At 71.9% G+C, this 25695-nt stretch carries 27 protein-coding genes; 17 read left to right on the top strand and 10 right to left on the bottom strand.

The window, feature by feature from the left end; all coding sequences use genetic code 11:
• Window positions 1-23 precede the first annotated feature (23 nt).
• Window positions 24-797 carry a hypothetical protein gene (locus tag HNR20_RS12555; protein WP_184179275.1) on the bottom strand — a complete coding sequence of 258 codons (774 nt, stop codon included), beginning with the start codon at window positions 795-797 and terminating at the stop codon, window positions 24-26.
• 140 nt (window positions 798-937) lie between these two features.
• Window positions 938-1777, bottom strand: coding sequence for a UbiA family prenyltransferase (locus HNR20_RS12550; protein ID WP_229687098.1), 840 nt, complete (start codon window positions 1775-1777; stop codon window positions 938-940).
• A gap of 46 nt (window positions 1778-1823) precedes the next feature.
• On the opposite strand from HNR20_RS12550, the gene HNR20_RS12545 reads away from it, so the two are divergent.
• From HNR20_RS12545 to HNR20_RS12530, 4 genes are all read left to right on the top strand, one after another.
• Complete coding sequence (locus HNR20_RS12545; RefSeq protein ID WP_184179271.1) at window positions 1824-2594, top strand: methyltransferase domain-containing protein; 771 nt, start codon at window positions 1824-1826, stop codon at window positions 2592-2594.
• Between the two features lie 41 nt (window positions 2595-2635).
• Window positions 2636-3802 (top strand): acyl-CoA dehydrogenase family protein, encoded by a 1167-nt coding sequence (locus tag HNR20_RS12540; RefSeq protein WP_184179269.1) that lies wholly within the window; start codon window positions 2636-2638, stop codon window positions 3800-3802.
• 85 nt (window positions 3803-3887) lie between these two features.
• Window positions 3888-4946 (top strand): type III polyketide synthase, encoded by a 1059-nt coding sequence (locus tag HNR20_RS12535; protein WP_184179267.1) that lies wholly within the window; start codon window positions 3888-3890, stop codon window positions 4944-4946.
• Between the two features lie 24 nt (window positions 4947-4970).
• The gene (locus HNR20_RS12530) at window positions 4971-5576 is read left to right on the top strand and encodes a hypothetical protein (RefSeq protein ID WP_184179265.1); all 606 of its coding nucleotides are present in this window, start codon (window positions 4971-4973) and stop codon (window positions 5574-5576) included.
• 144 nt (window positions 5577-5720) lie between these two features.
• On the opposite strand, the gene HNR20_RS12525 is transcribed toward HNR20_RS12530, so the two are convergent.
• Entirely contained in the window at window positions 5721-6407 is a 687-nt protein-coding gene (locus HNR20_RS12525) for a hypothetical protein (RefSeq protein ID WP_184179263.1), read from the bottom strand.
• Between the two features lie 327 nt (window positions 6408-6734).
• Between HNR20_RS12525 and HNR20_RS12520 the strand changes: the two genes are divergently transcribed.
• From HNR20_RS12520 to HNR20_RS12505, 4 genes are read left to right on the top strand one after another with little or no spacing between them, the layout of a single operon-like run.
• Window positions 6735-7220: a CarD family transcriptional regulator gene (locus HNR20_RS12520; protein ID WP_007073334.1), complete on the top strand. Its 486-nt coding sequence runs from the start codon at window positions 6735-6737 to the stop codon at window positions 7218-7220.
• 56 nt (window positions 7221-7276) lie between these two features.
• Window positions 7277-7972, top strand: coding sequence for a 2-C-methyl-D-erythritol 4-phosphate cytidylyltransferase (gene ispD / locus HNR20_RS12515; protein WP_184179261.1), 696 nt, complete (start codon window positions 7277-7279; stop codon window positions 7970-7972).
• Between the two features lie 13 nt (window positions 7973-7985).
• On the top strand, window positions 7986-8471 hold the full coding sequence (gene ispF, locus HNR20_RS12510) for a 2-C-methyl-D-erythritol 2,4-cyclodiphosphate synthase (protein ID WP_184188373.1): 486 nt from the start codon (window positions 7986-7988) through the stop codon (window positions 8469-8471).
• 10 nt (window positions 8472-8481) lie between these two features.
• Complete coding sequence (locus tag HNR20_RS12505) at window positions 8482-9510, top strand: tetratricopeptide repeat protein (protein WP_184179259.1); 1029 nt, start codon at window positions 8482-8484, stop codon at window positions 9508-9510.
• A gap of 140 nt (window positions 9511-9650) precedes the next feature.
• Here the strand turns inward: HNR20_RS12505 and HNR20_RS12500 are convergent, their stop codons facing one another.
• On the bottom strand, window positions 9651-10817 hold the full coding sequence (locus HNR20_RS12500; RefSeq protein WP_184179257.1) for a homogentisate 1,2-dioxygenase: 1167 nt from the start codon (window positions 10815-10817) through the stop codon (window positions 9651-9653).
• A gap of 94 nt (window positions 10818-10911) precedes the next feature.
• Here HNR20_RS12500 and HNR20_RS12495 point away from each other — a divergent pair, with 94 nt between their 5' ends.
• The 6 genes from HNR20_RS12495 to HNR20_RS12470 all read left to right on the top strand — a co-directional run bounded on the left by HNR20_RS12495 (window position 10912) and on the right by HNR20_RS12470 (window position 15849).
• Window positions 10912-11781 (top strand): hypothetical protein, encoded by an 870-nt coding sequence (locus tag HNR20_RS12495; RefSeq protein WP_184179255.1) that lies wholly within the window; start codon window positions 10912-10914, stop codon window positions 11779-11781.
• A complete protein-coding gene (gene fahA / locus HNR20_RS12490; RefSeq protein WP_184179252.1) occupies window positions 11778-12974 on the top strand; it encodes a fumarylacetoacetase in 1197 nt (398 codons plus the stop codon). The genes HNR20_RS12495 and fahA overlap by 4 nt, the downstream gene beginning before the upstream one ends.
• A gap of 175 nt (window positions 12975-13149) precedes the next feature.
• Window positions 13150-13359 carry a DUF397 domain-containing protein gene (locus HNR20_RS12485; protein WP_184179250.1) on the top strand — a complete coding sequence of 70 codons (210 nt, stop codon included), beginning with the start codon at window positions 13150-13152 and terminating at the stop codon, window positions 13357-13359.
• A 142-nt stretch (window positions 13360-13501) separates the two neighbouring features.
• Entirely contained in the window at window positions 13502-13984 is a 483-nt protein-coding gene (locus HNR20_RS12480) for an SRPBCC family protein (protein ID WP_184179248.1), read from the top strand.
• A gap of 101 nt (window positions 13985-14085) precedes the next feature.
• The gene (locus HNR20_RS12475) at window positions 14086-15342 is read left to right on the top strand and encodes an outer membrane protein assembly factor BamB family protein (protein ID WP_184179246.1); all 1257 of its coding nucleotides are present in this window, start codon (window positions 14086-14088) and stop codon (window positions 15340-15342) included.
• Window positions 15343-15444: 102 nt separating this feature from the next.
• Complete coding sequence (locus tag HNR20_RS12470) at window positions 15445-15849, top strand: LPXTG cell wall anchor domain-containing protein (RefSeq protein WP_184179244.1); 405 nt, start codon at window positions 15445-15447, stop codon at window positions 15847-15849.
• Between the two features lie 61 nt (window positions 15850-15910).
• Here the strand turns inward: HNR20_RS12470 and HNR20_RS12465 are convergent, their stop codons facing one another.
• The 6 genes from HNR20_RS12465 to hppD all read right to left on the bottom strand — a co-directional run bounded on the left by HNR20_RS12465 (window position 15911) and on the right by hppD (window position 21696).
• Complete coding sequence (locus HNR20_RS12465) at window positions 15911-16792, bottom strand: hypothetical protein (protein ID WP_184179242.1); 882 nt, start codon at window positions 16790-16792, stop codon at window positions 15911-15913.
• A 160-nt stretch (window positions 16793-16952) separates the two neighbouring features.
• On the bottom strand, window positions 16953-17507 hold the full coding sequence (locus tag HNR20_RS12460) for a hypothetical protein (RefSeq protein ID WP_229687097.1): 555 nt from the start codon (window positions 17505-17507) through the stop codon (window positions 16953-16955).
• Between the two features lie 139 nt (window positions 17508-17646).
• Complete coding sequence (gene hisC, locus HNR20_RS12455) at window positions 17647-18750, bottom strand: histidinol-phosphate transaminase (RefSeq protein ID WP_184179240.1); 1104 nt, start codon at window positions 18748-18750, stop codon at window positions 17647-17649.
• The gene (locus HNR20_RS12450) at window positions 18747-19775 is read right to left on the bottom strand and encodes an RDD family protein (protein WP_184179238.1); all 1029 of its coding nucleotides are present in this window, start codon (window positions 19773-19775) and stop codon (window positions 18747-18749) included. The genes hisC and HNR20_RS12450 overlap by 4 nt, the downstream gene beginning before the upstream one ends.
• Window positions 19772-20479, bottom strand: a complete 708-nt coding sequence (locus HNR20_RS12445; protein WP_184179236.1) for an RDD family protein — start codon at window positions 20477-20479, stop codon at window positions 19772-19774. The genes HNR20_RS12450 and HNR20_RS12445 overlap by 4 nt, the downstream gene beginning before the upstream one ends.
• A gap of 11 nt (window positions 20480-20490) precedes the next feature.
• On the bottom strand, window positions 20491-21696 hold the full coding sequence (gene hppD / locus HNR20_RS12440; RefSeq protein WP_184179234.1) for a 4-hydroxyphenylpyruvate dioxygenase: 1206 nt from the start codon (window positions 21694-21696) through the stop codon (window positions 20491-20493).
• A 139-nt stretch (window positions 21697-21835) separates the two neighbouring features.
• Here hppD and HNR20_RS12435 point away from each other — a divergent pair, with 139 nt between their 5' ends.
• From HNR20_RS12435 to HNR20_RS12425, 3 genes are all read left to right on the top strand, one after another.
• On the top strand, window positions 21836-22339 hold the full coding sequence (locus tag HNR20_RS12435) for an Lrp/AsnC family transcriptional regulator (protein WP_184179232.1): 504 nt from the start codon (window positions 21836-21838) through the stop codon (window positions 22337-22339).
• Window positions 22340-22409: 70 nt separating this feature from the next.
• Window positions 22410-23858 (top strand): outer membrane protein assembly factor BamB family protein, encoded by a 1449-nt coding sequence (locus tag HNR20_RS12430; RefSeq protein WP_373291031.1) that lies wholly within the window; start codon window positions 22410-22412, stop codon window positions 23856-23858.
• 138 nt (window positions 23859-23996) lie between these two features.
• The gene (locus tag HNR20_RS12425) at window positions 23997-25664 is read left to right on the top strand and encodes a fumarate hydratase (RefSeq protein ID WP_184179230.1); all 1668 of its coding nucleotides are present in this window, start codon (window positions 23997-23999) and stop codon (window positions 25662-25664) included.
• Window positions 25665-25695 lie beyond the last annotated feature (31 nt).

Below are 25695 nucleotides of genomic sequence, written 5' to 3'. Positions count from 1 at the left end.
CGTTTGTCGATGTGCAGGTCGTGTCACTCGTGGGTCGTGCCGCCCTCGTCGAAGCCGCCCTCGCGCTCGATGATCGGCGACGGGGGCGCCGCCGGGGTGAGCGGCACCGCGATCGGGGCCGCGCCGGTCACCGTGTTGCCGTTGCCGAAGTCGAAGGTCACGAAGACGTTCTGACCGGAGCGCAGCGCCTCGGTCAGGCCGATCAGCCGGAGCTGCGTGGTGGCCTCGGAGTTGAGCTGGATGTAGCTCAGCGGGGCCAGCTCGATCCGGGCCGGCTGACCCGGGGCGGCAGCGCTGGCCGAACCCGACGCCCGCGCCGATTCCGGGGCGGACGGGGTGGCCGAGGACGACCCGGTCTCGGACGGCGTCGCCGTCGGGCGGGCCGAGCCGGACGCGGAGGTCGACGGGCTCTGCGTGCCGGACGGGGACAGGCTGGCGGGGGCGGACTCCGAGGCGGACGGCGACGGGCTCGCCGAGCCACCGCTGATCCGCACCTCACGAGCGCTCTCGGTGGTGACGGTGACGGTGACCGTCTGCTTGGAGTCGTTGTAGATCACGGCGCTGAGCGGGGCGTCCTGGCCGGCTCGGAAGCCCTCGGTGCCCGGGTAGTCCACCAGCAGACCACGCACGGAGAAGGATCCGTTGTTGGTCGTGAGGTTGACGCCCTGGACCGACGGCTCCTTCAACGCGGTCTCGGCGATCTGACCGGTGCCGCATCCGGACGCCAGCAGGCCGGTCGCCGCGATCCCAGACAGCAACAGGGCCGCCCGCCGGGATCCCCTGATCGAGCGCGTCACGTCGGTCCTCCTCGTCACAATCCCCACCCGGGCCGCACGCCGGGCACGGTGGCCATACCCGCGCAGACCGCGCTCCAGGGTAGTTGGGGCTGATCGAGGCCCGCACGCGGACCCGGCAATGCCACCTGCCCGGGTGCCGTTCACACCACCCGACCGCTCGCGACCAGCAGGACCACGTCGATCAGGGCCACCAGCATCACCGCCCGGAAGGCCGCCACCGGCCGCCGGCCGGCCCGGACCGCCGAGCGGCCGGCGTACCAGCTCAGCGGCGGCACCACGGCGGCCGTGCCGACCGCCGCCAACCCGATCGCCGACGGCGGCCCGGGCGGCCCGAGGACCAGGGCCGCGGTCGCCGCGAGGAGCAGTCCCGCCGCCGCTGCCCGGCTCCCGGCGGCACCCAGCCGATGTGGCAGGCCGCGCACCCCGGTCCGAGCGTCGTCGGCCAGGTCGGGCAGCACGTTGGCGAAGTGCGCGCCGGCACCGAGGCACGCCGCCGCCGCCAGTAGCCAGACCGGCGGGGTCGGTTGACCGGGCAGCGCCAGCACCACGAAGGCGGGGAGCGCGCCGAAGGAGACGGCGTACGGCAGCACCGAGAGCGCGGTGGCCTTCAACGGCCAGTCGTAGAGCAGCGCGGAAACCAGGGCGACGGTCAGCCAGAACGCCGCCGTCGGGTTCGTGGTCAGCGCCAGCAGCGGACATGCCACCGCGGCCGCCGTCGCGGCCCAGGCCGTGGTGCGCCGACCGACCACGCCGGCGGCGACCGGTTTGTCGGTACGCCCCACAGTGGCGTCCCGCTCGGCGTCCAGCGCGTCGTTGGTCCAGCCGACGGCGAGCTGGCTGGCCAGCACGGCGAGCACCACCGAGGCGATTCCCGACGGCCGATGGCCCACTCCCCACGCCAGCAGACCGGCCACCGTGGTCACCGCTGCGGCCGGTTCTGGATGGCTCGCTCTGACCAGCCCTAACACCCTCGACGACATAAGGGAAGTCTGGTCGTTACCGAGCAGTCGTGCCACGCTCGGAGCCATGCGAGACGTGGCTGCGGCCCCGGCGTCCACCGGCCCCCGGGTGCTGCCGCGAAACGACCCGCGCCAGTACGACGACCTGGCCGGTGAGTGGTGGCGGCCGGATGGCGCGTTCGCGATGCTGCACTGGCTGGCCGCGGCCCGCGCGGCGCTGGTGCCGCCGGCCGCCCGCCCCGACGCGTTGCTTGTCGATCTGGGTTGTGGCGCCGGTCTGCTCGCGCCGCACCTGGCCGGCAAGGGCTACCGCCACGTCGGGGTGGATGTAACCCGCTCGGCACTGGTCCAGGCAGCCGAACACGGCGTGCGCGTGATCCAGGGCGACGCGACCGCTGTTCCGCTCCCGGACGGGTGCGCCGACGTGGTTTCCGCGGGCGAGTTGCTGGAGCATGTGCCGGCCTGGCCGCGGGTGGTGGCCGAGGCGTGCCGGCTGTTGCGCCCGGGTGGCCTGCTGGTGCTGGACACCCTGAACGACACGGCGTTGGCCCGGCTCGTCGCGGTACGGATCGCCGAACGGCTGCCGACGGTGCCGCGGGGCATTCACGACCCACGGTTGTTCGTGGACGCTCGGGCGTTGGTGGCCGAATGCGCGCGGCACGGCGTCGACCTACGGCTGCGCGGCATCCGCCCGGAGGCCGGCGGCCTGGTCGCCTGGCTGCTGCGGCGGGCCCGCGCGGCACGCACGGGTGCGACCTCGGCCGGTCGTGCGCCACGCATCGTGCCGACCCGGTCCACGGCGGTGCTCTACCAGGGCCGGGGGGTCCGAAGCGGATAGTCGGGCCCGTGGCGGGGTACGGCACTGGAGGAGGAGGCGATATGACGGTGCACGCGCTTGAGGCGGCCCGCCGGTTGGCGCCGCGTTTCGCCGCGCGGGCGGCAGAGCACGACCGGGACGGTTCCTTTCCGGTGGACGACTTCCGTGACCTGCGGGAGGCCGGTCTGTTCGGGTTGATGGTGCCCCGCGCGCTGGGGGGCCTGGAAGCCTCCTTCGCCGAATACACCGCAGTGGCCACCGAACTTGCCCGGGGCAATGGCGCGACCGCCCTGGTGTTCAACATGCACGCCTCGGTGACGGGCGCGCTGGGTGCGGTCACCGAGGAGCTGGCCGAGGCGCTGGGCGTACCGGAGGAGGCGCTGGCCGCCCGGGACCGCCTGCTCACCGCCGCCGCGCAGGGTTCGTGGTACGCGGTCGCGATGAGCGAGCGTGGTGCCGGTGCCCGGCTGTCCCAGTTGAGCACGGTCTACGAGGCGACCGACGAGGGCTGGCATCTCAAGGGCAGCAAGACCTTCTGTTCCGGTGCCGGGCACGCCGACGGCTACCTGGTGGCGGCGCGCAGCGCGGCCGACCAGTCGGTGGTCTCGCAGTTCCTGGTGCCGGCGGGCGACGGCCTGACCGTGGAGCCGACGTGGGACTCGCTCGGTATGCGGGCCACCTCCTCACACGACCTGCACCTGGACGTCACGGTGCCCGCCGGTCGGCTGCTCGGCGGGGTCGAGGGTCTCGCGTTGGTGGTGGCCCAGTTGATGCCGCACTGGCTGGTGGCGAGTTACGCGGCTGTCTACGTGGGGGTCGCCCGGGCTGCGATCGACGCGGCGGCCGAGCACCTCAATCAGCGCAAGCTGGCAGGTCTGCCGGCGGTGCGTGCCCGGCTGGGTCGGGCGGACGCGGCGACGGCCGCCGCGCAGCTGGTGGTCGCCGAGGCGGCCCGTCGAGTGGACGAGGCACCGGGCGACGCGGAGACCAACCGCTGGGTGTGGCGGGCGAAGCTGCTCGCCGGCACCACGGCGGCCGAGGTGGCCGCGTCGGTGCTGGAGGCGGCCGGCACCTCGGCGACCCGCCGTGGTCATCCGTTGGAGCGGCTCTACCGGGACGCCCGCTGCGGCTCGTTGCACCCGGCCACGTCGGATGTCTGCGCCGACTGGCTCGGCATTGCCGCGCTGGGCGGCGACCCGGATCGCGACGCATCGGCACCACGTTGGTGAGCGGGCCGTGCGGGACTCGCACGGGAGTTACGCCGGCCGAGGTGGCCGGTGGGTCGGCCAGGGGGAGGACAGCGTCTGACGAGAGGTGGGCATCGTGTCCGTACCAGTGATCGCAGGGCTCGGGACTGCACAGCCGCCGTCCGCTCTGCAGGACGAGTTGTGGGAGGGCTTCTTCTCTCGGCACTTCTCCGGCACCACCCGGTCGTTGGCCCAGCGGATCTTCGCGAACTCGGGGGTGACCCGACGGCAGGCCGCGGTCAACCCCCTGCTGGAGGACGTCTCGGACTGGCCGACCGAGCGCCGGATGCGCCGCTACCAGGTGGAGGCTCTGCCGCTGGGCAAGGAAGCGGTGGGTCGTGCGTTGACCGCCGCCGGGCTGGACGCCGGCGACATCGGGCTGTTCATCGTCTGCTCCTGCACCGGGTACGCCACTCCCGGGCTGGACATCCTGCTCGCCCGGGACCTCGGCATGGCTGCGGACACCCAGCGGATGTTCATCGGTCACATGGGCTGCTACGCGGCGCTGCCGGGGCTCGGTGCGGCGAGTGACTTCGTCACCGCGCGGGGGCGACCGGCGTTGCTGCTCTGTGCGGAGCTGACCAGCCTGCACATCCAACCGTCCAGCTCTCGGGTGGACACCCAGCAGATCGTCTCCCACGCGCTCTTCTCGGACGCCGCGGTCGCCGCCGTGGTCGTGCCGGGGGGCCGGGGGTACGCGTTACGCGAGGTCACCGCCGTCACCGACACCTCGACGGCCGACCACATGACCTGGGACGTCACCGACGCGGGCTTCCGGATGGGTTTGTCACCGAAGGTGCCGCAGGTGCTCTCGAGGCATGTCCACGGGCTGGTCGACGACCTGCTGGCCCGGCACGGGGTCGCCAGCTCCGACGTGGACGGCTGGGCGGTGCATCCGGGCGGGCCGCGGATCCTCAACGTGGTGGAGCGGGAGTTGGCTCTTCCCCCGGAGGGGTTGGCGGCGTCCCGGGCGACGCTCGACGAGCATGGCAACTGCTCGTCGCCGACCGTGCTGCTGATCCTGGACCGGCTGGGCCGTTCGACACCGGCGGCCCGACGCGTCGTCATGCTGGCGTTCGGCCCCGGTCTCACCCTCTACGCCGCTCTGCTCGATCGACAGGACTGAACATCCGGCCGGTACGCTCGCCGCATGGATCCAACGGCAGACGATCGGCTGCGATCGGCGGTGCTGGTCGGGGTTGCCGTGGGCGCCCTGGCGGTCGGCGGCTGGTGGTGGCGGGCCGCGGCTCCCACCCCGGCGGCCAGTTCGGCGCGTCCACCAGCGGCCACACCGATCGTCGAGCCGACCGTCAGCAGCGCGCTGGAACGTGTCCTGGCGTCGTCGGGGCCCGATGCGTCGGTGACGTTGCGGGTGAACCCCGAGACGGGCGAGGTCATCGAGTTCGAACGTCGCCCGACGAGTCTGACCCTCGGCACTGGCGACGCTCCGGGCGACCTGCCCGACCTCGAAGAGACGATCTGGCGGCAGCAGGGGGAGATCGTCCCTGGTCAGGACGTGACCAGACAATCGACCGACGACGGTGCCCGCTACCTGCTCCAATACCGCTGCACCCGGCCCGGCACGCTGATGGTGACGAGCACCGGGGCCGAAATCGCCGGGCCGTCGCACATCGATTGTGACGGCACGATGGCCGCCGCCGAGGTGCTGCCCGCTGGCGGGCCGATCCGGGTGACCCTGTCGGCTGTGGGCGACCAGCCCATCGACGCCGAGGCGCAACTCGTCGCGGTGCCCTGAGTCTTTGCCGTGCGTCCCGGCCGTCCCTTACCCGCGGACCGTCAGGTGCAAGAGCAACTCCATGTCGCCGACGTGGCTGCATCCACGTGCCGGGAAACCGCTACATCGCCGACGCGGAGTTGATCTGCCGCCGGCCTCGTCAGGTCAGCCGGTGAGAGCGGTCAGGTCCTGCCGGTACGTGTCGACTGGCCCCAGGTCGGGCAGCACCCGGGTGACCATTCCGCCGCGGTCGACCAGCAGCGCGGTCAGGGCGCCTGGGCGGACTGGTTGGCCCAGGAACGAGCGCAGCCCGCCGGCGGGGTCGGCCAGCGCCCGGACCTGCCGCTGGTTGCTCGGCGGGGGCGGGACCGTCCGGCCGCCGGCGACGGTGACCACGGAGACGCCGGCGGGCGCGGCCGCCAGGGCGTCGGCGACCCGCTCCGGGCAGGGGCAGCCGTCCACCAGGATGATCACGGCGGGCAGCAGGCCACGCAGCGGCACCGGCGCCTCGCTCTCGTCGACCAGGTCCAGTGCGGGCAGTGCCCGTCCGGTGAGGGTCGCGGGCGGAGAGTAGGGGGCCGGGGTCGGTCGGTCGTTGCCACGGTTGGCTCGCGGCCAGGTGACCACGAGCAGGCCGGTCAGCGTGGTGAGGACCGCCACCAGCAGGACGAGCAGCGGCAGGCTCAGGGCCCGGGGGCCACCTCCGGCGGCCCGGCGCAGCTCGCGGCGGATCTGGGCGGCCTCGGCGGCAAGCGCGGAGGCGTCGTCGGGGACCACCACCCGGCCCCATTCGGGCGGCAGGCCGGGCAGGCCGTCGGCTGGCCCGTGGCCCTCTGCATCCGGCTTGCCCATCGGACCTCCTGAAGGGTCTCGAGAGCGGAGTGCGGCTCGGTCTCCAGGGTCCCGCACCAGGGGCACCTCCCGCTACACCTGGGCGCAGTCCCGCCGGCCGGGATACCATAGGAGGAGCGCATAGCCCTTGATCTCGACGTTCTGTTCACTCGTGCCGGGCAGTCATCTGCACGTTACAGAGCGTGTTCGAACCATTGGTTTGACCGCCTGTCAAGCCGAAGCAAGACCTCTCACAGGGCCCCTGAGCTGCGCCAACGGTCAGGACATCGGTGAGACATCGCTGCCTGACCGTGTTACCCTAGACACAGCGAAAGGGGTTTCGAACCTATGGTTTTCAGTGTCGGCGAGACCGTTGTTTACCCCCACCACGGGGCCGCACTCATCGAGGCAATCGAGACTCGGGTCATCAAGGGCGAGCCTAAGCAATACCTCGTCCTGAGGGTCGCGCAGGGTGACCTGACGGTCCGGGTGCCCGCCGAGAACGCCGAGATCGTGGGCGTTCGCGAGGTGGTCGGCGAAGAGGGCCTCGGTAAGGTCTTCGACGTTCTGCGGGCTCCGCACACCGAGGAGCCGACCAACTGGTCGCGGCGTTACAAGGCCAACCTGGAAAAGCTGGCCTCCGGAAACCCGTTGAAGGTCGCCGAGGTCGTGCGTGACCTGTGGCGCCGGGAGCGGGAGCGGGGCCTCTCCGCAGGCGAGAAGCGAATGCTTGCCAAGGCCCGAGACATTCTCGTCGGCGAGGTTGCGCTGGCTGAGAAGAGCACCAAGGACGAGGCGGAGACGCTGCTCGACAAGGTCCTTACCGAGGCCTAGTCCGCACAGCATCGTCGTACCCGATTCGTAGCAGAGAAACCACCGAGGACCGCGACGTGACCGCGCAGCTCAATCCGCGCGGTGACGTTGCGGTCCTCGTGCCTGCGGCGGGTGCTGGCGTACGGCTCGGCCCCGGCCGACCCAAGGCGCTGCGCCTGCTCGCCGGCGAGCCGCTGCTGGTGCATGCCGTGCGTCGGTTGGCCGCCGCACCTTCGGTGCACACGATCGTGGTGGCCGCGCCGGTCGCCGAGGTGCATGCCGTCCGCGAGCTGCTGGCCCCGATCGCGCCGGTGATCGTGGTGGCAGGCGGTGCGGAACGGCAGGCGTCGGTGGCCGCCGCGTTGGCTGCGGTGCCCGCCGGTCCGACGATCGTCCTGGTGCATGACGCCGCCCGCGCGCTCACCCCTCCTGAACTCGTCGAATCCGTCGCGGCGGCGGTCCGCGACGGGCGTGACGCGGTGATCCCGGTTCTGCCGGTCGTCGACACGATCAAGGAGGTCGGTGCCGGCGAGGTCGTGCTCGGCACCGTCGACCGTTCCGCCCTGCGCGCGGTGCAGACCCCGCAGGGTTTCCGCCGGGCCGTCCTCAACGCCGCGCACGCCGTCGGCGGCGACCCCCTCACCGACGACGCCGGGCTTGTCGAGAAGCAGGGCGTCACGGTGAGCTGCGTGCCGGGCTCGGAGTACGCCCTGAAAATCACCCGACCGTTCGATCTGGCCCTGGCGGAGCACCTGCTCGCCGCCTCCGGTTGACGCGTACCCTCTGATCATGATCGTTCCCCGGGTGGCCATCGGCGCCGACGTGCACGCGTTCGAGCCCGGCCGTCCGTGCTGGGTTGCGGGACTGTTCTGGCCCGACCAGGACGGCCTCGCCGGGCACTCGGACGCTGATGTGGCCGCGCACGCCGCCTGCAACGCGCTGCTCTCCGCCGCCGGCCTCGGTGATCTCGGCTCCGCCTTCGGGGTGGGCGAGCCGGAGTGGGCCGGCGCGTCCGGGGTGGCCCTGCTGACCGAGACGGCCCGCCGGGTGCGGGCTGCCGGCCTGGAGATCGGCAACGTGTCCGTGCAGGTCGTCGGCAACCGACCCAAGATCGGCCGCCGCCGGGCGGAGGCCCAGCAGGTGCTGTCCGCCGCCGTCGGCGCCCCGGTCACCGTCTCCGCCGCGACCACCGACGGGCTGGGCTTCACCGGCCGCGAGGAAGGGCTGGCGGGCGTCGCGGTGGCCCTGGTGTACGACGCGCCGGCCGCCTAAGCTCGCCGCGATGTCCAGCGACCCCGCTCCTGACCGGTCCGCCGCCGACGGCTACGTCCAGCGGGCCCAACTCCTGGCCGAGCTCGGCCGCCACGACGAGGCGGCCGGGGAGCTGACCTACGGGCTGGCCCTGCAGCCGGATGACGTGGACGCCCTCACCATGCTGGCCCGGGTGCACCTGGCCGCCGGCCGCCCGGCCGATGCGCTCACCGCTGCGGACGCGGCCGTGGCGGCCGCGCCGGAGACTTTCCCGCCGCTGGTCGCCAGGGGCATGGCGTTGACGGATCTGGAGCGCTACTCCGAGTCGGCCGCCACCGCCGACCGGATCCTCGCCCTCGGCCCGGCCGACGCGTACGCCCAGCGGAGCGCGGCGGCGATCCTGGCCGGCGCCCGCAACGGCCAGCCGGCGCTGAACGCGGCCTGGCGTGGGGTCGAACTGGCCCCGGAGGAGCCGCAGGCGCACCTGGTGCTGAGCCTGGTCGCTGCCCGCCTGGACCTGTTCGACCTCGCCGAGCGGGCCTACCGGGAGGCGTTGCGGCTCGACCCGCGCATCGCCGAGGCCGGGCACGATGTCGGTGTCATGCGACTGGAGCAGCGCCGCTGGTCGGAGGCGTTGGCGCACGTTGCCGAGGCCGTGACGATCACCCCGAGCCGAATCGACTCGCCGCGGACCCTCGCGGACGGCCTGCACCGCCTGGTGCTCTACGGCGCGGGTTGGACGCTGGTGGCTGCGGTGCTGGTGGCGTTCGCGGCCTCCGCGAACGACGGCTTCTCCCGCATCCTGGCGGTGCTCGCCGCACTCACCGGCGGGATCGTCGTCTGGCAGCTCGCGGCCCGGCTGCCGGGGCTGACCCGGACCGTCCTGCCCACCATGCTGCACTCGGACCGGGCGATGGCGCTGGCGATCTACGCCGTGGCCGCCGCGCCGGTGCTGCTGCTGGTGTACGCGGTGGTCGGCTCGCCGTGGCCCTTGGTGTTGGCCATCGCGGTCACGGCGGTAGCCGAGTTCGCCGTCTTCACCAGAACCGCCATCCGCTGACCCACCCTCCGGCAGCATCCAGAAGATCACCCAGCGTCGCCCAGCTCGACCAGGTCAGGGTTTTCGCCGGAGCCCGCCCGCGTCGGGATCAAGCCTGACCGCCCAGAGCGGGTGGGCTCCGGCGAAAACCCAAAGGCCGACTAGGCAGAACGCGCCCAGGTCCAGGCGTACCCCTCGTCCTCGCAGTTGCTGGCGGCGTCGCAGAGATCCAGGGGGCGGAAGGTGTCGACCATGACGGCCAACTCGTCGAAGTAGTCCGCGCCGATTGAACGCTCGGCGGCACCCGGCTGGGGGCCGTGCGTGAAACCGGACGGGTGCAGTGAGATCGAGCCCTGCTCGATGCCGGAGCCGCGCCGGGCCTCGTAGTTGCCGCCGGTGTAGAAGAGCATCTCGTCGGAGTCGACGTTGTGGTGGTTGTACGGCACCGGGATCGACTGCGGGTGGTAGTCGACCTTGCGGGGCACGAACGAGCAGATGACGAAGTTGGGGCCCTGGAAGGTCTGGTGCACCGGCGGGGGCTGGTGGATGCGGCCGGTGATCGGCTCGAAGTCGTGGATGGAGAACGCCCACGGGTAGAGGTGCCCGTCCCAGCCGACCACGTCGAACGGGTGGTTGGCGTAGACGTAGCGGGTCCAGCCACGACGGTGGCGGACCAGCACCTCGACCTCCTCGTCGTCGACGAGCAGTGGGGCGTCGGGGCCGCGGACGTCGCGCTCGCAGTACGGCGAGTGCTCCAGGAACTGGCCGCGGACCGAGAGGTAGCGCTTGGGCGGGCCGATGTGCCCGGACGCCTCGATGGTGAGCAGCCGGGCGGGCTGGTCGCCGGTGGGCACCAGTCGGTGGATGGTCGAGGTGGGGATGATGACGTAGTCGCCGGCGACCACGTCCAGCACCCCGAACGGGGACTCGACGCGCAGGGTGCCCGACTCGACGTAGAGGCAGTGGTCGCCGGTCGCGTCGCGGAACAGCGGCGAGGGTTGGTCCGCGAGCACGTACCCGATCCGGACGTCGTCGTTGGCGAGCAGGTACTGCCGGCCGAGGATCGGGTCGACGCCGCCGGTGTCCAGTTTGTGGGTGCGCAGGTGGCGGGGCTTGAGCGGCAGGTTCGGTGCCCGGGTGAACGCGGCTGGGGCGAACTCGTCGGCGGCCAGGATCGCCGTGGGCGCGTGCCGGTGGTAGAGCAGGGACGAGTCGGAGGAGAACCCCTCCTGGCCCATCAGCTCCTCGGCGTAGAGGCTGCCGTCGGGCTGACGGAACTGGGTGTGGCGCTTGCGCGGCACCTCGCCGACGCTGCGGTAATACGGCATCTCGCCTCCCGATATGTCCCGTCCACCGGCCAGGTGTGTCCGATAATCGGACGCTGTTGTCCGTTCCTTGTAGCGTCCCGTACATTCTTGTTCCGTGTCAACGCAGGTGCCCGCACTCCTCGACGGCCTGGTGGACGACGCCGCCGTCTTCCCACCGGGCAGCGCCGCGCTGCCGGACGCCCTGGCCGCCCACCGCCAGCACCGCACCGCCTGGTACGCCGACCTGGTGGGCCCGCTGCTGGTCCCGGCCTCGAAGGTGGCGCGCGGGGACCTGGGCGGGCTCGTCGACCCCGGCGAGGGCCTGGTGGTCGGCGTGATCGGTGACACCGGGATCGGGCACCTACCTGTCGCGCTGTCGTTTCTGGCACCGGACGGCGTCACCGCGCGCCAGATCGAGGTGGCGGTCGCCAAGCGCGGCGAGGACCCGCTGCCCGGCATCGCCGAGTTGCTGCGGCTGACCGGCACCGTGCCGGGCGTCGAAGCCGTCTACGCCGAGCTGCCGTTGACCTTCGGGTTGATGGGTGCGCTGGACGCGCTCGCCGCCGCTCGGGCCGACGGGGTGCCGATCGCGGCCAAGTTCCGCACCGGCGGCCTGGCCGCCGAGCTGTTCCCCACGCCGGCCGAGCTGGCCGCCGTCATCTGCGCGTGCCGCGACCGTGGTCTGCCGTTCAAGCTGACCGCCGGGCTGCACCAGGCCGTCCGGCACCTGGATGCGGAGACCGGGTTCACCCACCACGGCTACGCCAACGTGCTGGCTGCGACCCTGGCAGCCGCTGATGGTGACAGTGTGGAGGCGGTCGCCGAGCTGCTGACCGTGGTCGACCCGCGCCCCCTGCTGGAGCGCGCCACGGTACGGCTGGACGAACCCCGCCCACTGTGGGTCGGCTTCGGCTCGTGCAGCATCCTGGAACCACTGACCGATCTGATCCGGCTTGGGCTGGTGAACGGGGGCTACGACGCATGACCTGGGTGACCGGCGCCGACGGTTCGCCGTACGGGGTGACGAACCTGCCGTACGGGGTGTTTCGGACCGACGGGGGGCAGCCCCGGATCGGCGTACGGATCGGGTCCTGGGTCTTCGACCTGGCCGCGGCGGAGGCCGCGGAGCTGGTGCTGGCCGCCGGTGCGCTGCTCCGGCCCACCCTCAACGAGTTCATGGCGCTCGGGCGTCCGCAGTGGACGGCGGTGCGGCAGCGGATCACCGAGCTGCTGACCGACCCGTCGCACCGGGCCGCGGTGGAGCCGATGCTGGTGCCTCTCGACGACGTGGAGTTGCTGCTCCCGATCGAGGTGGCCGACTACGTCGACTTCTACTCGTCCGAGCACCACGCGTCGAACGTCGGGCAGATCTTCCGCCCCGGCCAGCCGCCGCTGCTGCCGAACTGGAAGCACCTGCCGATCGGCTACCACGGGCGGGCCGGCACGGTGGTCGTCTCCGGCACGCCGGTGATCCGGCCGACCGGGCAGCGCGCCTCCGCCGAGGGCCCGGTCACCGGCCCGTCGGTACGCCTCGACATCGAGGCCGAGGTCGGCTTCGTGGTGGGCGTACCCAGTGCGTTGGGCGACCGGGTGTCGGTCGACGACTTCGCCGACCACGTCTTCGGAGTGGTGCTGGTCAACGACTGGTCCGCCCGGGACATCCAGGCCTGGGAGTACCAGCCACTCGGCCCGTTCCTCGGCAAGTCGTTCGCCACCTCGATCTCGGCCTGGGTAACGCCGCTGGACGCGCTCAGCGACGCCTTCGTGCCCGCCCCCGACCAGGACCCACCGGTCGTCGACTACCTGCGTGCCGTGCCGCACCTGGGCCTGGACCTCCGACTGGCGGTCGAGTGGAACGGCGAGCAGGTCAGCGAGCCGCCGTTCGCCACCATGTACTGGACTCCCGCACAGCAGTTGGCGCACCTCACCGTCAACGGCGCGTCACTGCGCACCGGCGACCTGTACGCCTCCGGCACCGTCTCCGGCCCGGACCGCTCGCAGGTCGGTTCGTTCCTGGAGCTGACCTGGGGCGGGGCGGAGCCAATCAAGTTGGGCGACGAGAGCCGCACCTTCCTCGCCGACGGAGACACGGTGACCATCACCGCCACCGCTCCCGGCCCGGACGGCACCACCATCGCCCTGGGCCAGGTCACCGGCACGGTTCGTCCGGCTCACTGAGCGGGCACGTTCCAGCCGTCTCGTCCATGGGACTCGTGATCGCACCGGCTGTGCGATCATCCGCCCTGGTTAACCCGTTGATCGTCCGGATCCCGTCGCCTCGCCGCGCGATCCGGGCCGGGCCATGCCCGGCTGCCAGCGGTGGGGCATCCCATCGCACACGGAGGTAACGACGATGCACGATCTCACGGGCGCGGTCTGGCGTACCAGTAGCCGCTCAAACGACCAGGGGCTCTGCGTGGAGGTAGCCGACAACCTGGTCGATGTCCATGGTCTGGTCGCGATCCGCGACTCCAAGGATCAGGCCGGCCCCACACTCGCGGTCAGCCCGCCTGGATGGACAGCGTTCATCGGCGCCATTCGGGTCGGTCGTTTCGAACACTGACCGATGCTCCGGCAGCGTCGGCGACGACCGGTGCCGAGCGACCGCCTAATCGGACAGTGTGGCCTCCGGGTGGTGGAAATTCCGTCCCGGAGGCCCCGTCCGGCCCTTACTCCGCGTACCGTCGGGGACACGGGAGGGTGGCATGTCGACGGTGGCGGTTACCAGGCTCATCGAGGCGCACGCTGTCGATGTCTGGTGTCTGTTGACCGACCTGCCCGGCCGTGCGGCCCGGCTCGCCGCCGCCGGCCCGATCGAGGTGCTCACCCCGGGTCCGTTCGGGCCGGGCACCGCCTGGCGCGAGGAGCGCGCCCAGCCGGGCGGTGGCACGCTTGTCGAAGAGTTTCTGGTGGTGGAGACACTCGCCCCACACCGGCTGGTGCTCTGTTCCTCCGGTGCCGGCGTGGATTACCGGATCACCTGGAGCCTGCGGCCGGTCCGACGTCGCCGTCGGGGTTGCACGGCGGTCACCGTCACCCAGGAGGCGGTGCCGACCGCCCCCTACGGTCGAGTGGTCGCGCTGCTGCTCGGTGGCCTCGCCGCGCGGGCTGTCGAGGTGGCGCTCCGGCGTGACCTCGCCGACCTGGCCGTGGCGGCCACTGCCACCGGCTCCGTCGAAGCCGCCTGACCGTCAGCCGGTCACCTCCGCGCTGTGCCCGGCCGTGGCCGCCGCGACCTGGGCGGGGTTCGGCCGGTGCCGCTGGGTAGGGTGCCGGGCGGAGGTGCGGCATGGGGATCCCGAGGGGCCGGCGATGGCTCGCGATCGCGGTCGCGGCGCTGCTCGCGACCGTGGCCGTCGTGGTCATCGTCTACCGGGTGCTCGCGCCGGCCGAGGTGAGCACGGTGGCCCGGAGCGACTATCCGGCCGCGGCCCGACCGCCCACCGGTGTGGTCGGTCGACTGCCGGTCGCCCCGTTGATCGTGGACGGGAGGCTGCGGGTGTACGCCGCACACCGTCAGGTCTATGCCGATCAGCCGGTCGACGGGCGGTACCGGAACAGCCCGTTCTGGTCGTACCGACGTTGGCCGGCGGAGTTGACCGGGGTGGTGGCCAGCGGCAGCGTGGTGGTCAGCCGTTGGTCCGACGGTCAACTGGTCGCGCTCGACGCGCCGACCGGTCGGGTGCGCTGGAAGACCGACGGCCCGGAGCCCGCCGAGAGTGCGGCGCTGGTGCGGCGTACCGGTGCGGCCACCGTCTGGGGCCCGCGCGGGCTTCACCTCACCAACCTTCCGGACGGCCGCACGGTGGTGGTGGTCAGCGGAGACGCCCAGGCGCGCGGGGTCGAGGTGAGCGCCGGTCGGGAGTTGTGGAAGGTCGATCTGCCCGGCGGTTGCCGCAGCGACGTCGGCACCACCGCTTCCGGGCAGCTGATCGGTCTGGACACCTGCGCCGGTCCCGCGACTGTCGAGTTCCGGGACATGGCGACCGGTGCGGTGCGCGAACGGTGGCGACCGCCGGGTGGCCCGGACGAGTTGGTGGTGACTCCGCTCGGTTGTCAGACCGGTCGGTCGTCCTGCTCGGCTCTGCGCACCGCTGGGCCGGGCGACGCAAACGGTCGGGGTTGGCTGGTGGGCGCCGGCGAGCCGGTCGCTGCCCCCGCGCTGGATCCCGCCGGTGCCATGGTGGTCGGTGAACAGGTCGTCGTGATGGTCGGCAGGGTGGCGGTGGGTCGGTCGGCGCGTACGGGCACCGAGCTGTGGCGCTCCGCGGATCTGGGTACGGCACGGCTTCTGGCCGCGCAGCCTGGCCGGGTGCATCTGCTGACCGAGGCGAACGACCTGGTGACGCTGGACTCGGTGACCGGTACGCAGCTGTCCCGCTTCCCGCTCAAGGTCGGACGGGATGGGACGGGCTGGGCACCCGGGGCGGTGGCAGCCGAGGGCGGCTACGTCGCGGTGGAACGGCTCCGCAGGCCGGTTGACCCGGACGGCGACGACGAGCGCTACTACCTGACGCCGGAGGCGGTGATCCTGGCCGCCACCTGATCGTGGTGTCTCCAGCACCCGGACAGTTGAACCGTCCATACCCTTTGTCCAGAAAGGGTATGTTTTTCATGGTTCAGGTTTCCGTTGGGAAGGGGTCGGCGCATGGGCAGGACAACAGCCAACTACCTCGTGGGTGGCGCACTAGCCGCCGCGAGCCTCGCGCTGGCGGTTCCGCCGGTGCTTGCCGCAGATCCCGCGTCGGCGCGGGGGTTCAGCACCGTCCGAGCCGCGCCGTCGGCGAGCGGCAACGTCACCTTCGAGATCTTGCCCGCGTCGCCGACGCCCACGCCGACGCAGCCCGCGCCACCCACCCCCACACCCACACAACCTGCGCCACCCACCCCCACACCGACGCAACCCACGCCGGCGCCACCCCAGCCCTCGCCCAGTCATGGTGGCGAGCTGCCGGTCACCGGTTCCGGTGGGTCCACGTTGGTGCTCGCCGGACTGGGTGTGACCCTGTTGGTCGTCGGTGGGATCGCGGCCCGTCGCAGGCGGCAGGTCTGACGTGTTGCCGCCGGCGGCTGGTGACGCCCGCCGCCGGCGGCCGGTCTGCTGCCGGCGTGTGTCAACGTCCAGCTGGGATCCGCTCTCGTGGGGTCCCGGTGGGGGGTCGGGGGGACTGCCGGGATCGGCGGGCCAACACCGCGAGGCCGGCGAGAAGCAGCAGGCCCGCGATGGCCGCCCCCACGGTCCAGGCGGACGTCATCCGGGAGATGACGCTGCCCCGCTCTCCGACCTGACCCGGGTCGGGGAACTGGATCTGCGCGGTGATGCTGCGCTTCACCAACCCGCTCTCCAGGTTCACCTCGATCTTCCAGGGCCCGTTCGGCAACTCGGCGGGTAGTCGGGCGGTGACCTGCCCGGAGCCACCCGGCGGCAGCGTGACGCCCTGCACCACCGGGAACGGGCCGGCACGGCTGTCGGCCGGTCCTTCGGTCAGGGCGACCGTGCCGGTCAGGTCGATGGCACGACCGCCGGTGTTGGTGACCTGGGCGGTGACCGTCGGCACTCCCTCTGGGCTGCGGGCCGGGCGAAGCTCACCGATCGAGAAGTCGGAGACCGGTTCGCCACCGGGTCCGATGTCGAGGTACATCCGGACGCCGACCCGGTGGATCTGGGTGATCTCCCCGCCATCCCGGGGCGCGGACGTGGCGGACGCCCAGATCACGCCGTACCGCTCGCCGCGCGAGGCGGGCGGCGGGACCTTGATGGTCGCCAGGATCCGGCCTTCGCCCCACGGACCGACCTCGACGGCTGACTTGTCGAGGGTGATCCATGAGGTCAGTTCGTTGGCCGTGCGGCCCTCGCCGAACTTGAACTCCGAACCATCCACGCTCGCCGCCGCCGGATAGACGTCGATGCGGCGGGCCTCGTCGGTGCGATTGGCGATCAGCAGTTGCCGCTTGATGGTGGTGCCCGGGGGGAGGTGATCGACGATGTAGCGCAACGCCCGGGGGTCGTCGCGGCGGTTGCTCGGCGCCTCCAGCAGCCGGATTCCGAGACGGTCGTCGGCGTCTGGCTCGGCCGCGCCGGCCCGGGTCGACAGACCCGGACCGGCGAGGAAGAGCAGCGCCAGTGCGACCGCTACGGTCGACCGGCCGTGGCGGCTAGGCCACCGAATGCGTCACCGTCCCGGTGTAGACGCCCGCGATGCTGTCCAGCGGCACGTGGACGATCAGGGTCGGGTTCCAGGTCGCGGTGTTGCCGCCGGTGCCACCGGTGTGGGTGAACGCGGGGAGCAGCGTGACGTTGTTCAGTGGTGCCGCGGCGGCCGCGGTGGCCTGCCCGGGCGTGAAGGTGCCGGTGCCGGTGGTCGTCGTGGACGGACCGGACCAGTAGTCGATCTCCGTTGCCAGCACCGTCTCAGCGGGGGTGCCACCGCCGGTCTGGAAGTTCGTCGCCGTTACCGAGGCCACCCAGGACGCGTCCGCCGCACCCCGGGAGTCGGTGACCGTGACCGCACCGAGCTGGCCGGTGATGGTGCCACCGGGCGCGCCGTCGCCCAGGTCGGCGGTGGCCGGCGCGTCGATGTCGAGGGTGCCGACGAGCACCTCGAAGGTGGTGGTGGTGGTATCGGTGGGCGCGGCGGAGGCCGGCGCGGCGAGGAAGCCCACCATCGCGGCGGCGGCCGCTCCGGCGAGGCAGATCTTGGCAGTACGCACTGTTTGTTACCCCGTTCTCGAAGTGAGCCGGCGTGAGTCCTCAGCACATCCGGCTACTTCGGAAGATAGGGCAGTTAGTGCGCACAAATGGACAAACGGAACTTATGGCCCGATCCGGGTCGTCCGTTTGGTGTGGTGCTCAGGTCAGCGCCGCCTCGGCAGCGGTCAGGAACGCGTCGTTCTCGGCCGGAGTGCCGATGGTGACCCGGACCCCGTCCCCGGCGAACGGCCGCACGATCACTCCACGCGCCTCACATGCCTTGCCGAACGCCACCGCCCGCTCGCCCAGCGGCAGCCAGACGAAGTTGGCCTGGCTCGTCGGCACCTCGGGCACGAACTTGCGCAGTGCCTCGGTGACGCGGTCCCGCTCCGCGACGACCAGAGCGCAGCGCCGCTCCATCTCCGTGACCTGGCTCAGCGCCGCGAGCGCCCCGGCCTGGGCCGCCGTGCTCGTGGAGAACGGGGTCGCCACCTTGCGGATGGCGGCGGCCACCACCGGCTGGGCGACCAGCCAACCGATTCGCAGCCCGGCCAGACCCCACGCCTTCGACAGGGTCCGCAACACCGCCACGTTGGGCCGGTCCAGGTAGTCGAGGCCGTCCGGCACCTCCGGGTCGGTGACGAACTCCCGGTACGCCTCGTCGATGACCACCAGCACGTCGTCCGGCACCGCGTCGAGGAACCGGTCCAGCTCGGCCCGGCGCAGCGCGGTGCCGGTGGGGTTGTTCGGGTTGCAGACCAGGATCACCCGGGTCCGGTCGGTCACGGCGGCGGCCATCGCCGCCAGGTCGTGTCCGTGCCCGGCGTCGTTGGGCACCCGCACGCTGGTCGCACCGCTGGTCGCCGCGATGATCGGGTACGCCTCGAAGGACCGCCACGAGTAGAGCACCTCGTCGCCGGGCAGGCAGGTCGCCCGGACCAGGTGCTCGGCGAGCGCCACCGACCCGCAACCGGTGGCGATCCGGTCGGCGTCCACCCCGTACTGCTGGGCCAGGGCGTCACGCAGCGCGACCACACCCATGTCCGGGTAGCGGTGCGAGGCGGTGACCGCCTCGGTGACCGCCTCCACCACACCGGGCAGCGGCCCGTACGGAACCTCGTTGCTGGCCAGCTTGATGGCCTCCGGCAGGCCCAACTCGCGAGCGAGGTCGGCGGGGCTGCGCCCGGGCACGTAGTTGGGCAGCGCGTCCAGGTCGGCGCGGGTCAGCCGCAGCGCCGGCTGGTGACGTCCGGAGTCGGTCATGGGGTGTCTCCCGGGGGCTGGTTGCGGTCGTTCGAGGGGGCGGATGCGACGTGCTGGGGGACTTCGACGACCACCGTCTGCGCGCGCCGGTCGTGCAGCGCCTGGCGCAGCGGGTGGTTGAAGAGCGGAGAGAGGGCATCGACCAGTTGCAGCACCAGGCCGAGCCCCGCGCAGTACCAGAGCAGGGTCGGCAGGCCCAGAGTGCTCCAGCGGCTCAACGACCGACCGATGCCCAGCGGCTGGTCGGCGGCGATCGGCACCGCTCGGATCCGCATCACCCGCTTGCCGACGGTCTGCCCACCAGCGGCCATGGCGGGCACCTCGTACGCCAACCAGAGCGCGGTGGCGATCAGCAGGATCACCAGCAGGAGGGACTCGGCCTGCGCACTGGGCATCGGCAGGCCGTCGGCGGAGGTCTCGCCCCGCGAGGCCCGCCGGAAGACCTCCTGCCAGTACGGCGCCCACTCCTGCAGCCATCGCCAGACGAACCAGCCGTTGGCCACCACGTTCAGTGCGAGGACGAGACCGAAGTCGATCAGCCGTGCGGTGAGCCGGCGGCCGTAGCCGGCCAGCGCGAAACCGTGCGGGCGCGGCTCGGGCGGCCGCATGGGCCAGCCGGGCTGACCGGCCGGAGGCGCCCAGCCGGGCTGACCACCCTGCGGACCCCAGCCGGGCTGACCACCCTGCGGACCCCAGCCGGGCTGACCACCCTGCGGACCCCAGCCGGGAGGGCCGCCGGGTGCTCCCCAGCCTGGGCCGTGACCCGGTTGCGGGCCGTACCCCGGTTGTGTGCCCTGATGTGGTGGCCAGCCGGGCGCTGCGGTCGCCGGGCCGGGGGCGCCGCCCGATGTGGCCGGCGTGGCCGGCGCGGCCGGGGTGACCGGCGCGGGCGGCTCGACCGGTGGTGGACCGTCCGGCGGGGTGGCGTCGACGGGGATGGGCGCGCCGAGCCAACCCTCGCCGTCCCAGTAACGCCGGGTCTCAGTGTCGGCAGGGTCGACATACCAGCCAGGTTGCACGCTCACGAAGACACCTTAACGACGACCGTTGCGGCGAACTTGTCATGGAGGCACTGCTGCCACGGCTTGTCCCAGAGCTGCCAGAAACCGTCGACGTAGCTGACCCCGGGGACCAGTGAGCCCGCCAGGTACTGCACGAGCCACCGCCGGCCGGCCATCCGCCGGTTCAGGGTGTGGGTCGGGTCGATCGGCACCACGCGCAGCTTCATCACCTTCTTGCCGAGCGTCTGGCCGCCGCGCTTGAGGTACTCCACGTGGTAGAGCCAGTAGAGCCCGAGCATCAGGACGAGGAGCCCGAGCTGGAGCAGGACGATCGGCAGGAAGAAATCGATGAAGAAGGTGCCCGGGTCGGGTTCCACGAGAGTCCCGTCGGGATTGGTCCGCGTCATCTCGGTGAACATCCGCCACCAGAGGATGAAGAAGAACGGGCTGAACAACGCAAGCGACACGGCGCTCGCCAGCGCCGAGTCGATCAGCCAGGCCAGCAGCCGGTCGGTGAAGCTGGCCAGTGGCTGACCGCTCGGGCTCAGCGGCGGGGGCAGCGGGCCGGGTGGGCCGACATGCCAGTGCGGCGGGGCGTACCCGGGCGGGGCGTATTGCGGCGGCGCAGCGTACCCCTGGGGGTGTGGTCCGGGCGGCGGCGCGAAGCCGCCGGCGGCGGGCTGAGGCCCACCGACCGGCGGCGTCGGGTACGACGGAGGTTGCGTCACGCTCGCAAGTGTTACAGGTTGCCGCGGGCTTCCTGCTCCCGCTCGATGGCCTGGAAGAGCGCCTTGAAGTTGCCCTTGCCGAAGCCCAGCGAGCCGTGCCGCTCGATCAGCTCGAAGAAGACCGTGGGGCGGTCCTGCACCGGCTTGGTGAAGATCTGGAGCAGGTAGCCGTCCTCGTCCCGGTCGACCAGGATCTTGCGGGCCTTCAGCTCCTCGATCGGCACCCGCACGTTGCCGATGCGGGCGCGCAGCTCGGGGTCCTCGTAGTACGAGTCCGGGGTGTCCAGGAACTCCAGACCGGCGGCCCGCATCGCGTCGACGCTGGCCAGGATGTCGTTGGTGGCGACGGCGATGTGCTGGGCGCCCGGGCCCTGGTAGAACTCCAGGTACTCGTCGATCTGGGACTTCTTACGGGCGATCGCCGGCTCGTTGAGCGGGAACTTCACCTTGCGGGTGCCGTTCGCCACGACCTTGCTCATCAGCGCCGAATAGTCGGTGGCGATGTCGTCGCCGACGAACTCCGCCATGTTGGAGAAGCCCATCACCCGCTTGTAGAACTCGACCCACTCGTCCATCCGGCCCAGCTCCACGTTGCCGACCACGTGGTCGACGGCCTGGAAGAAGCGCTTCGGCTGGATGCCGGCGTCGATCATCGGCTGCCGGTCCACGATCGGGCCGCGGGCCACGAAGCCGGGCAGGAACGGGCCGGTGTAGCGGGACCGGTCGACAAGCGTGTGCCGGGTGTCGCCGTACGCGGCGATGGCGGCCATCCGGACCGTGCCGTGCTCGTCGGTCACCTCGTGCGGCTCGACGACGCCGGCAGCGCCCTGCGCGACGGCGTGCGCGTACGCGGCGTCCACGTCCGGCACCTCCAACGCGATGTCGCTGATCCCGTCGCTGTGCCGGGCCACGTGCTCGGCGCCGTCGGCATCCGGGCGCACCGCGCCGGTCAGCACGAACCGGGCCGAGCCGCTGGTCAGCACGTACTGGGCGTGGTCGCGGTAGCCCTGCTCCGGGCCGCGGTAGGCCACGCAGGTCATGCCGAACGCGGTGGAGTAGTAGTGGGCGGCCTGCTTGGCGTTGCCGACCAGGAAGTGCACGTGGTCGAGGCCCCGGACCGGGAACGGGTCGTGGCTGATGTCGTGGTCGACGGCGCCGATGAGCCGGTCGACGTCGACGTCCTCGGTCGACTGGGGTCGGTCGATCGCCTGGGTCATGGTGGGCTCCCTCGCGTACCGGCCGGCCTGGTGGGCCGCCGTTGTCGGTTCTTGTGGCGAGGATCGCTGCCCCGGCACCGAGTGGGCAACTGTCGACAGAAATGCTGGTCAGGTTGCGCATTCGGTATGGTCTTCACCCATGAATGGTGAGCAGAATGTACAGCTCGATGCGCTCGACGTGCGCTTGATCGAACTGCTCGCCGAGGAGCCGCGGATCGGGGTGCTGGAGTGCTCCCGTCGGCTCGGGGTGGCCCGGGGCACCGTGCAGGCCCGGCTGGACAAGCTGATCGAGCGGCAGGTCATCGAGGGCTTCGGCCCGGAGATCTCACCGGCCGCGATCGGGTTCGGGGTGACCAGCTTCGTCACCCTGGAGATCAGTCAGCGGCACGGCCACGACCCGGTCACCGCCCACCTCGCGGCCATCCCCGAGGTGCTGGAGGCGCACACCATCACCGGCTCCAGCGACCTGCTCTGCCGGATCGTGGCCCGCTCCAACACCGACCTGCAGCGGGTCATCGACTCGATCGTCTCGTCCGCCGGCATTACCCGGGCTTCGACGATCATCGCCCTGGCCGAGCAGATTCCCTACCGCACGCTGCCGTTGGTGCGCAGCGCCGTACGGGCCGAGGGAAGGGCGCTCTAACACCTCCGAGCGCAGAAAGCGCGGCGACACGGCGGCGCGGGCGTACGGAAGATCCGCGATCGTGGCTACGGTGTGCGGTGTGGCGAAGGGGAGGGTGCGCGGCGGGCTGCTGCTTGGCCTCGCCGTGGTCGTCGCGCTCGCCGCGACCGGCGTGTGGAACCCTTTCCCGGGCCTGTGGGAGTGGGCGGACCGCAGCGAACCCATCTCCGAACCCGACGTGGTCTGGCAGCAGCGGGTCGGCGGCACTCCGCGCAGCGTGACCATTGCCGGCGACGCCGTCGTGGTCGAGCAGCGCACCCGGGTCGAGGCACGCAGCCTGGCGACCGGCGCGCAGCTCTGGGAGCGCAAGGCGGACTGGTCGGCGGTCGCCGGCGGCGACCGGGACCCGGTCGTCGCCGTGGGCAAGCTCCTGGTCAAGGGGTACGAGCTGCTCGACCCGGTCACCGGGGTGACCCGGCGACGCGACGACGACGCGGTGGCCGTGTGGACGTACCGGAACCTGCTCCTCGATGCCCGGTGCACGGATGCCACCGACTGCACCCTGAGCGCCTGGGACCCCCGCGGCACCGCGCCACTCTGGACGGCCTTCCTGCCCGGGGTGCACAGCGGCCTGCTCGCCGACAACCCGGGCCTGCGCGGCACCCGCCGGCTCACCGCCACCCGGATCGACGACGGGGTGGCCGGGGCGGAGCCCGCGCCACCGCTGCTCGGCTTCCCGGTCGACGGCCGCGTGCACGTGGTCGACACCGCCACCGGCAGGGTTCTGCAGAACGTCGAGCCCGGCCGGGACGAGCGGCTCTCCGTGGTGGGTGGCCGGATGCTACGGATCGCCGCCCGCTCCCAGGACGGCACCTGTTACTTCGCCATCTCCGCCCGGGACCCGGCGACCGGGCAGGAGGCCTGGCAGCGGGCCGGAGTCAACCTGCGGACCGCCGACAGCGCCGGCTGCGTGCAACGTGAGGACCCACAGGGCGCGCGCAACGTGCTGATCGGCGTCGCCCCGGACGGTCGCGAGGCGGTCATCGACGGGTACGACGGACGGCTGCTCTGGGTCGGTGACTCGGGCACCAAGCTGATCGCCGTCGACGACCGCTACGCGGTGTTCCGGGCAGCCGACAAGCGCTCGGTTATCGCCCGTGAGCTGGGCACCGACCGAGTGCTCTGGACACGTCCCGCCAGCGGCAAGGCCGGTGCCGCGCTCACCCCGTACGCGGCGGTGGTCGCCGACGAGAAGCCGTCCCGGTTGGCCGCGGTGGATCCGCGCACCGGCCGGGAGCTGGCCGTCCTGCGGACCTCGGCGAACGCTCTCGCGGTCGGGTCGCAAGGCATGATCATCGGTGAGGGGCGCGAGATCGGGTATGTCCGTTTCGGCGCCACCGGGGGCTCGCCCACCCGACCGCCCGGCGACGGCGGAAATCCCAGACCCGGCGGCACCGGCCCGGGCGGCGGGCAGAACAACGGCGACTGTGGGCCGAAGGGGGAGCTCTGCCCCGACCCGGACGGCGGCAAGGACGGCTGAGCGGCATGGCTGAGCGGCCGGGATGCCCGCTGAACGAGTTGGCGGCGGAGCGCGGCGCGTCCAGGCGATGAGAGCGGCGTCCCAGGACCAGCCCGGCGGGTGGGAGTGATCGACCGGTCTGCCCTAGGCTTGCCGCTCATGAGCAGTGCCGCCGCATTCTCGTACGCCCCTCTGCTGCCGACCGGCCCCGACCAGACGGACTATCGCCTGGTCACCGACGAGGGTGTGGACGTCGTACACGGCCCGGGAGGCCGCCGGTTCCTCACCGTGGAGCCGGCCGCGCTCACCGCGCTGACCGCCGAGGCGATGCACGACATCGCGCACTTCCTACGCCCTGCGCACCTCGCTCAACTCCGAGCGATCATCGACGACCCGGCCGCCTCGCCGAACGATCGGTTCGTCGCGTTGGACCTGCTGCGCAACGCCAACATCGCCGCCGGCGGGGTGCTGCCGATGTGCCAGGACACCGGCACCGCGATCGTGATGGGCAAGCGCGGCCGGCACGTGCTCACCGACGGCGCCGACGCCGAGGCCATCTCCCGCGGCGTCTACCAGGCGTACACCAAACTCAACCTGCGCTACTCCCAGCTCGCCCCGCTGACCATGTGGGACGAGCGGAACACCGGCAGCAACCTGCCGGCCCAGGTCGACCTGTACGCCGAGGACCCGGACGGGCACCCCGACGCGTACAAGTTCCTGTTCATGGCCAAGGGTGGGGGCTCGGCCAACAAGTCGTACCTCTACCAGGAGACCAAGGCGCTGCTGAACCCGACGCGGATGATGCAGTTCCTGGAGGAGAAGCTGCGGCTGATCGGCACCGCCGCCTGCCCGCCGTACCACCTGGCCATCGTCATCGGCGGCACCTCCGCCGAGTACGCCCTGAAGACCGCGAAGTACGCCAGCGCCAAGTATCTCGACGCGCTGCCCACCTCGGGCTCGATGAGCGCACACGGCTTCCGTGACCTGGAGCTGGAGGCGGAGGTGCTGGAGTTGACCCGCAACTTCGGCATCGGAGCGCAGTTCGGTGGCCGGTACTTCTGCCACGACGTGCGGGTGGTCCGGTTGCCCCGGCACGGCGCGTCCTGCCCGGTGGCGATCGCCGTCTCCTGTTCGGCGGACCGGCAGGCCGTCGCCAAGATCACCCCGTCGGGCGTGTGGCTGGAGCGACTGGAGACCGACCCGGCGCGCTTCCTGCCGGACGTCACCGACGATTCGCTCGACGCCGAGCTGGTCGTCCGGGTCGACCTGAACCGGCCGATGGCCGAGATCCGCGCTGAGCTGTCCAAGTACCCGGTGAAGACGCGCCTCTCGCTGTCCGGTCCGCTGGTGGTGGCCCGGGACATCGCGCACGCCAAGATCGCTGAGCGGCTGGATGCCGGCGAGCCGATGCCGCAGTACCTGCGCGACCACGCGGTCTACTACGCGGGCCCGGCGAAGACCCCGGAGGGGTACGCTTCCGGCTCCTTCGGCCCGACCACCGCCGGCCGGATGGACGCCTACGTGGAGAAGTTCCAGGCCGCGGGTGGCTCGCAGGTGATGCTCGCCAAGGGCAACCGCTCCGGCCAGGTGACCCGTTCCTGCCAGCAGCACGGCGGCTTCTACCTCGGCTCGATCGGTGGCCCCGCGGCCCGCCTCGCCCAGGACTGCATCAAGCACGTCGAAGTGCTCGAATACGCGGAGCTGGGCATGGAGGCGGTCTGGAAGATCGAGGTGGAGGACTTCCCCGCCTTCATCGTGGTCGACGACAAGGGCAACGACTTCTTCGCCGAGGTCACCAAGCCGGTGCTCACCGTCGGCCGCCGCTGACTCGGCGCGTACACGAAAAGGGGTGCCGGGC

The organism is Micromonospora parathelypteridis (assembly GCF_014201145.1).
GTDB classification, from domain to species: Bacteria; Actinomycetota; Actinomycetes; order Mycobacteriales; family Micromonosporaceae; genus Micromonospora; species Micromonospora parathelypteridis.
The sequence above is the reverse complement of the archived record's forward strand: the minus strand, read 5'-3'. Positions and strand labels throughout refer to the sequence as shown.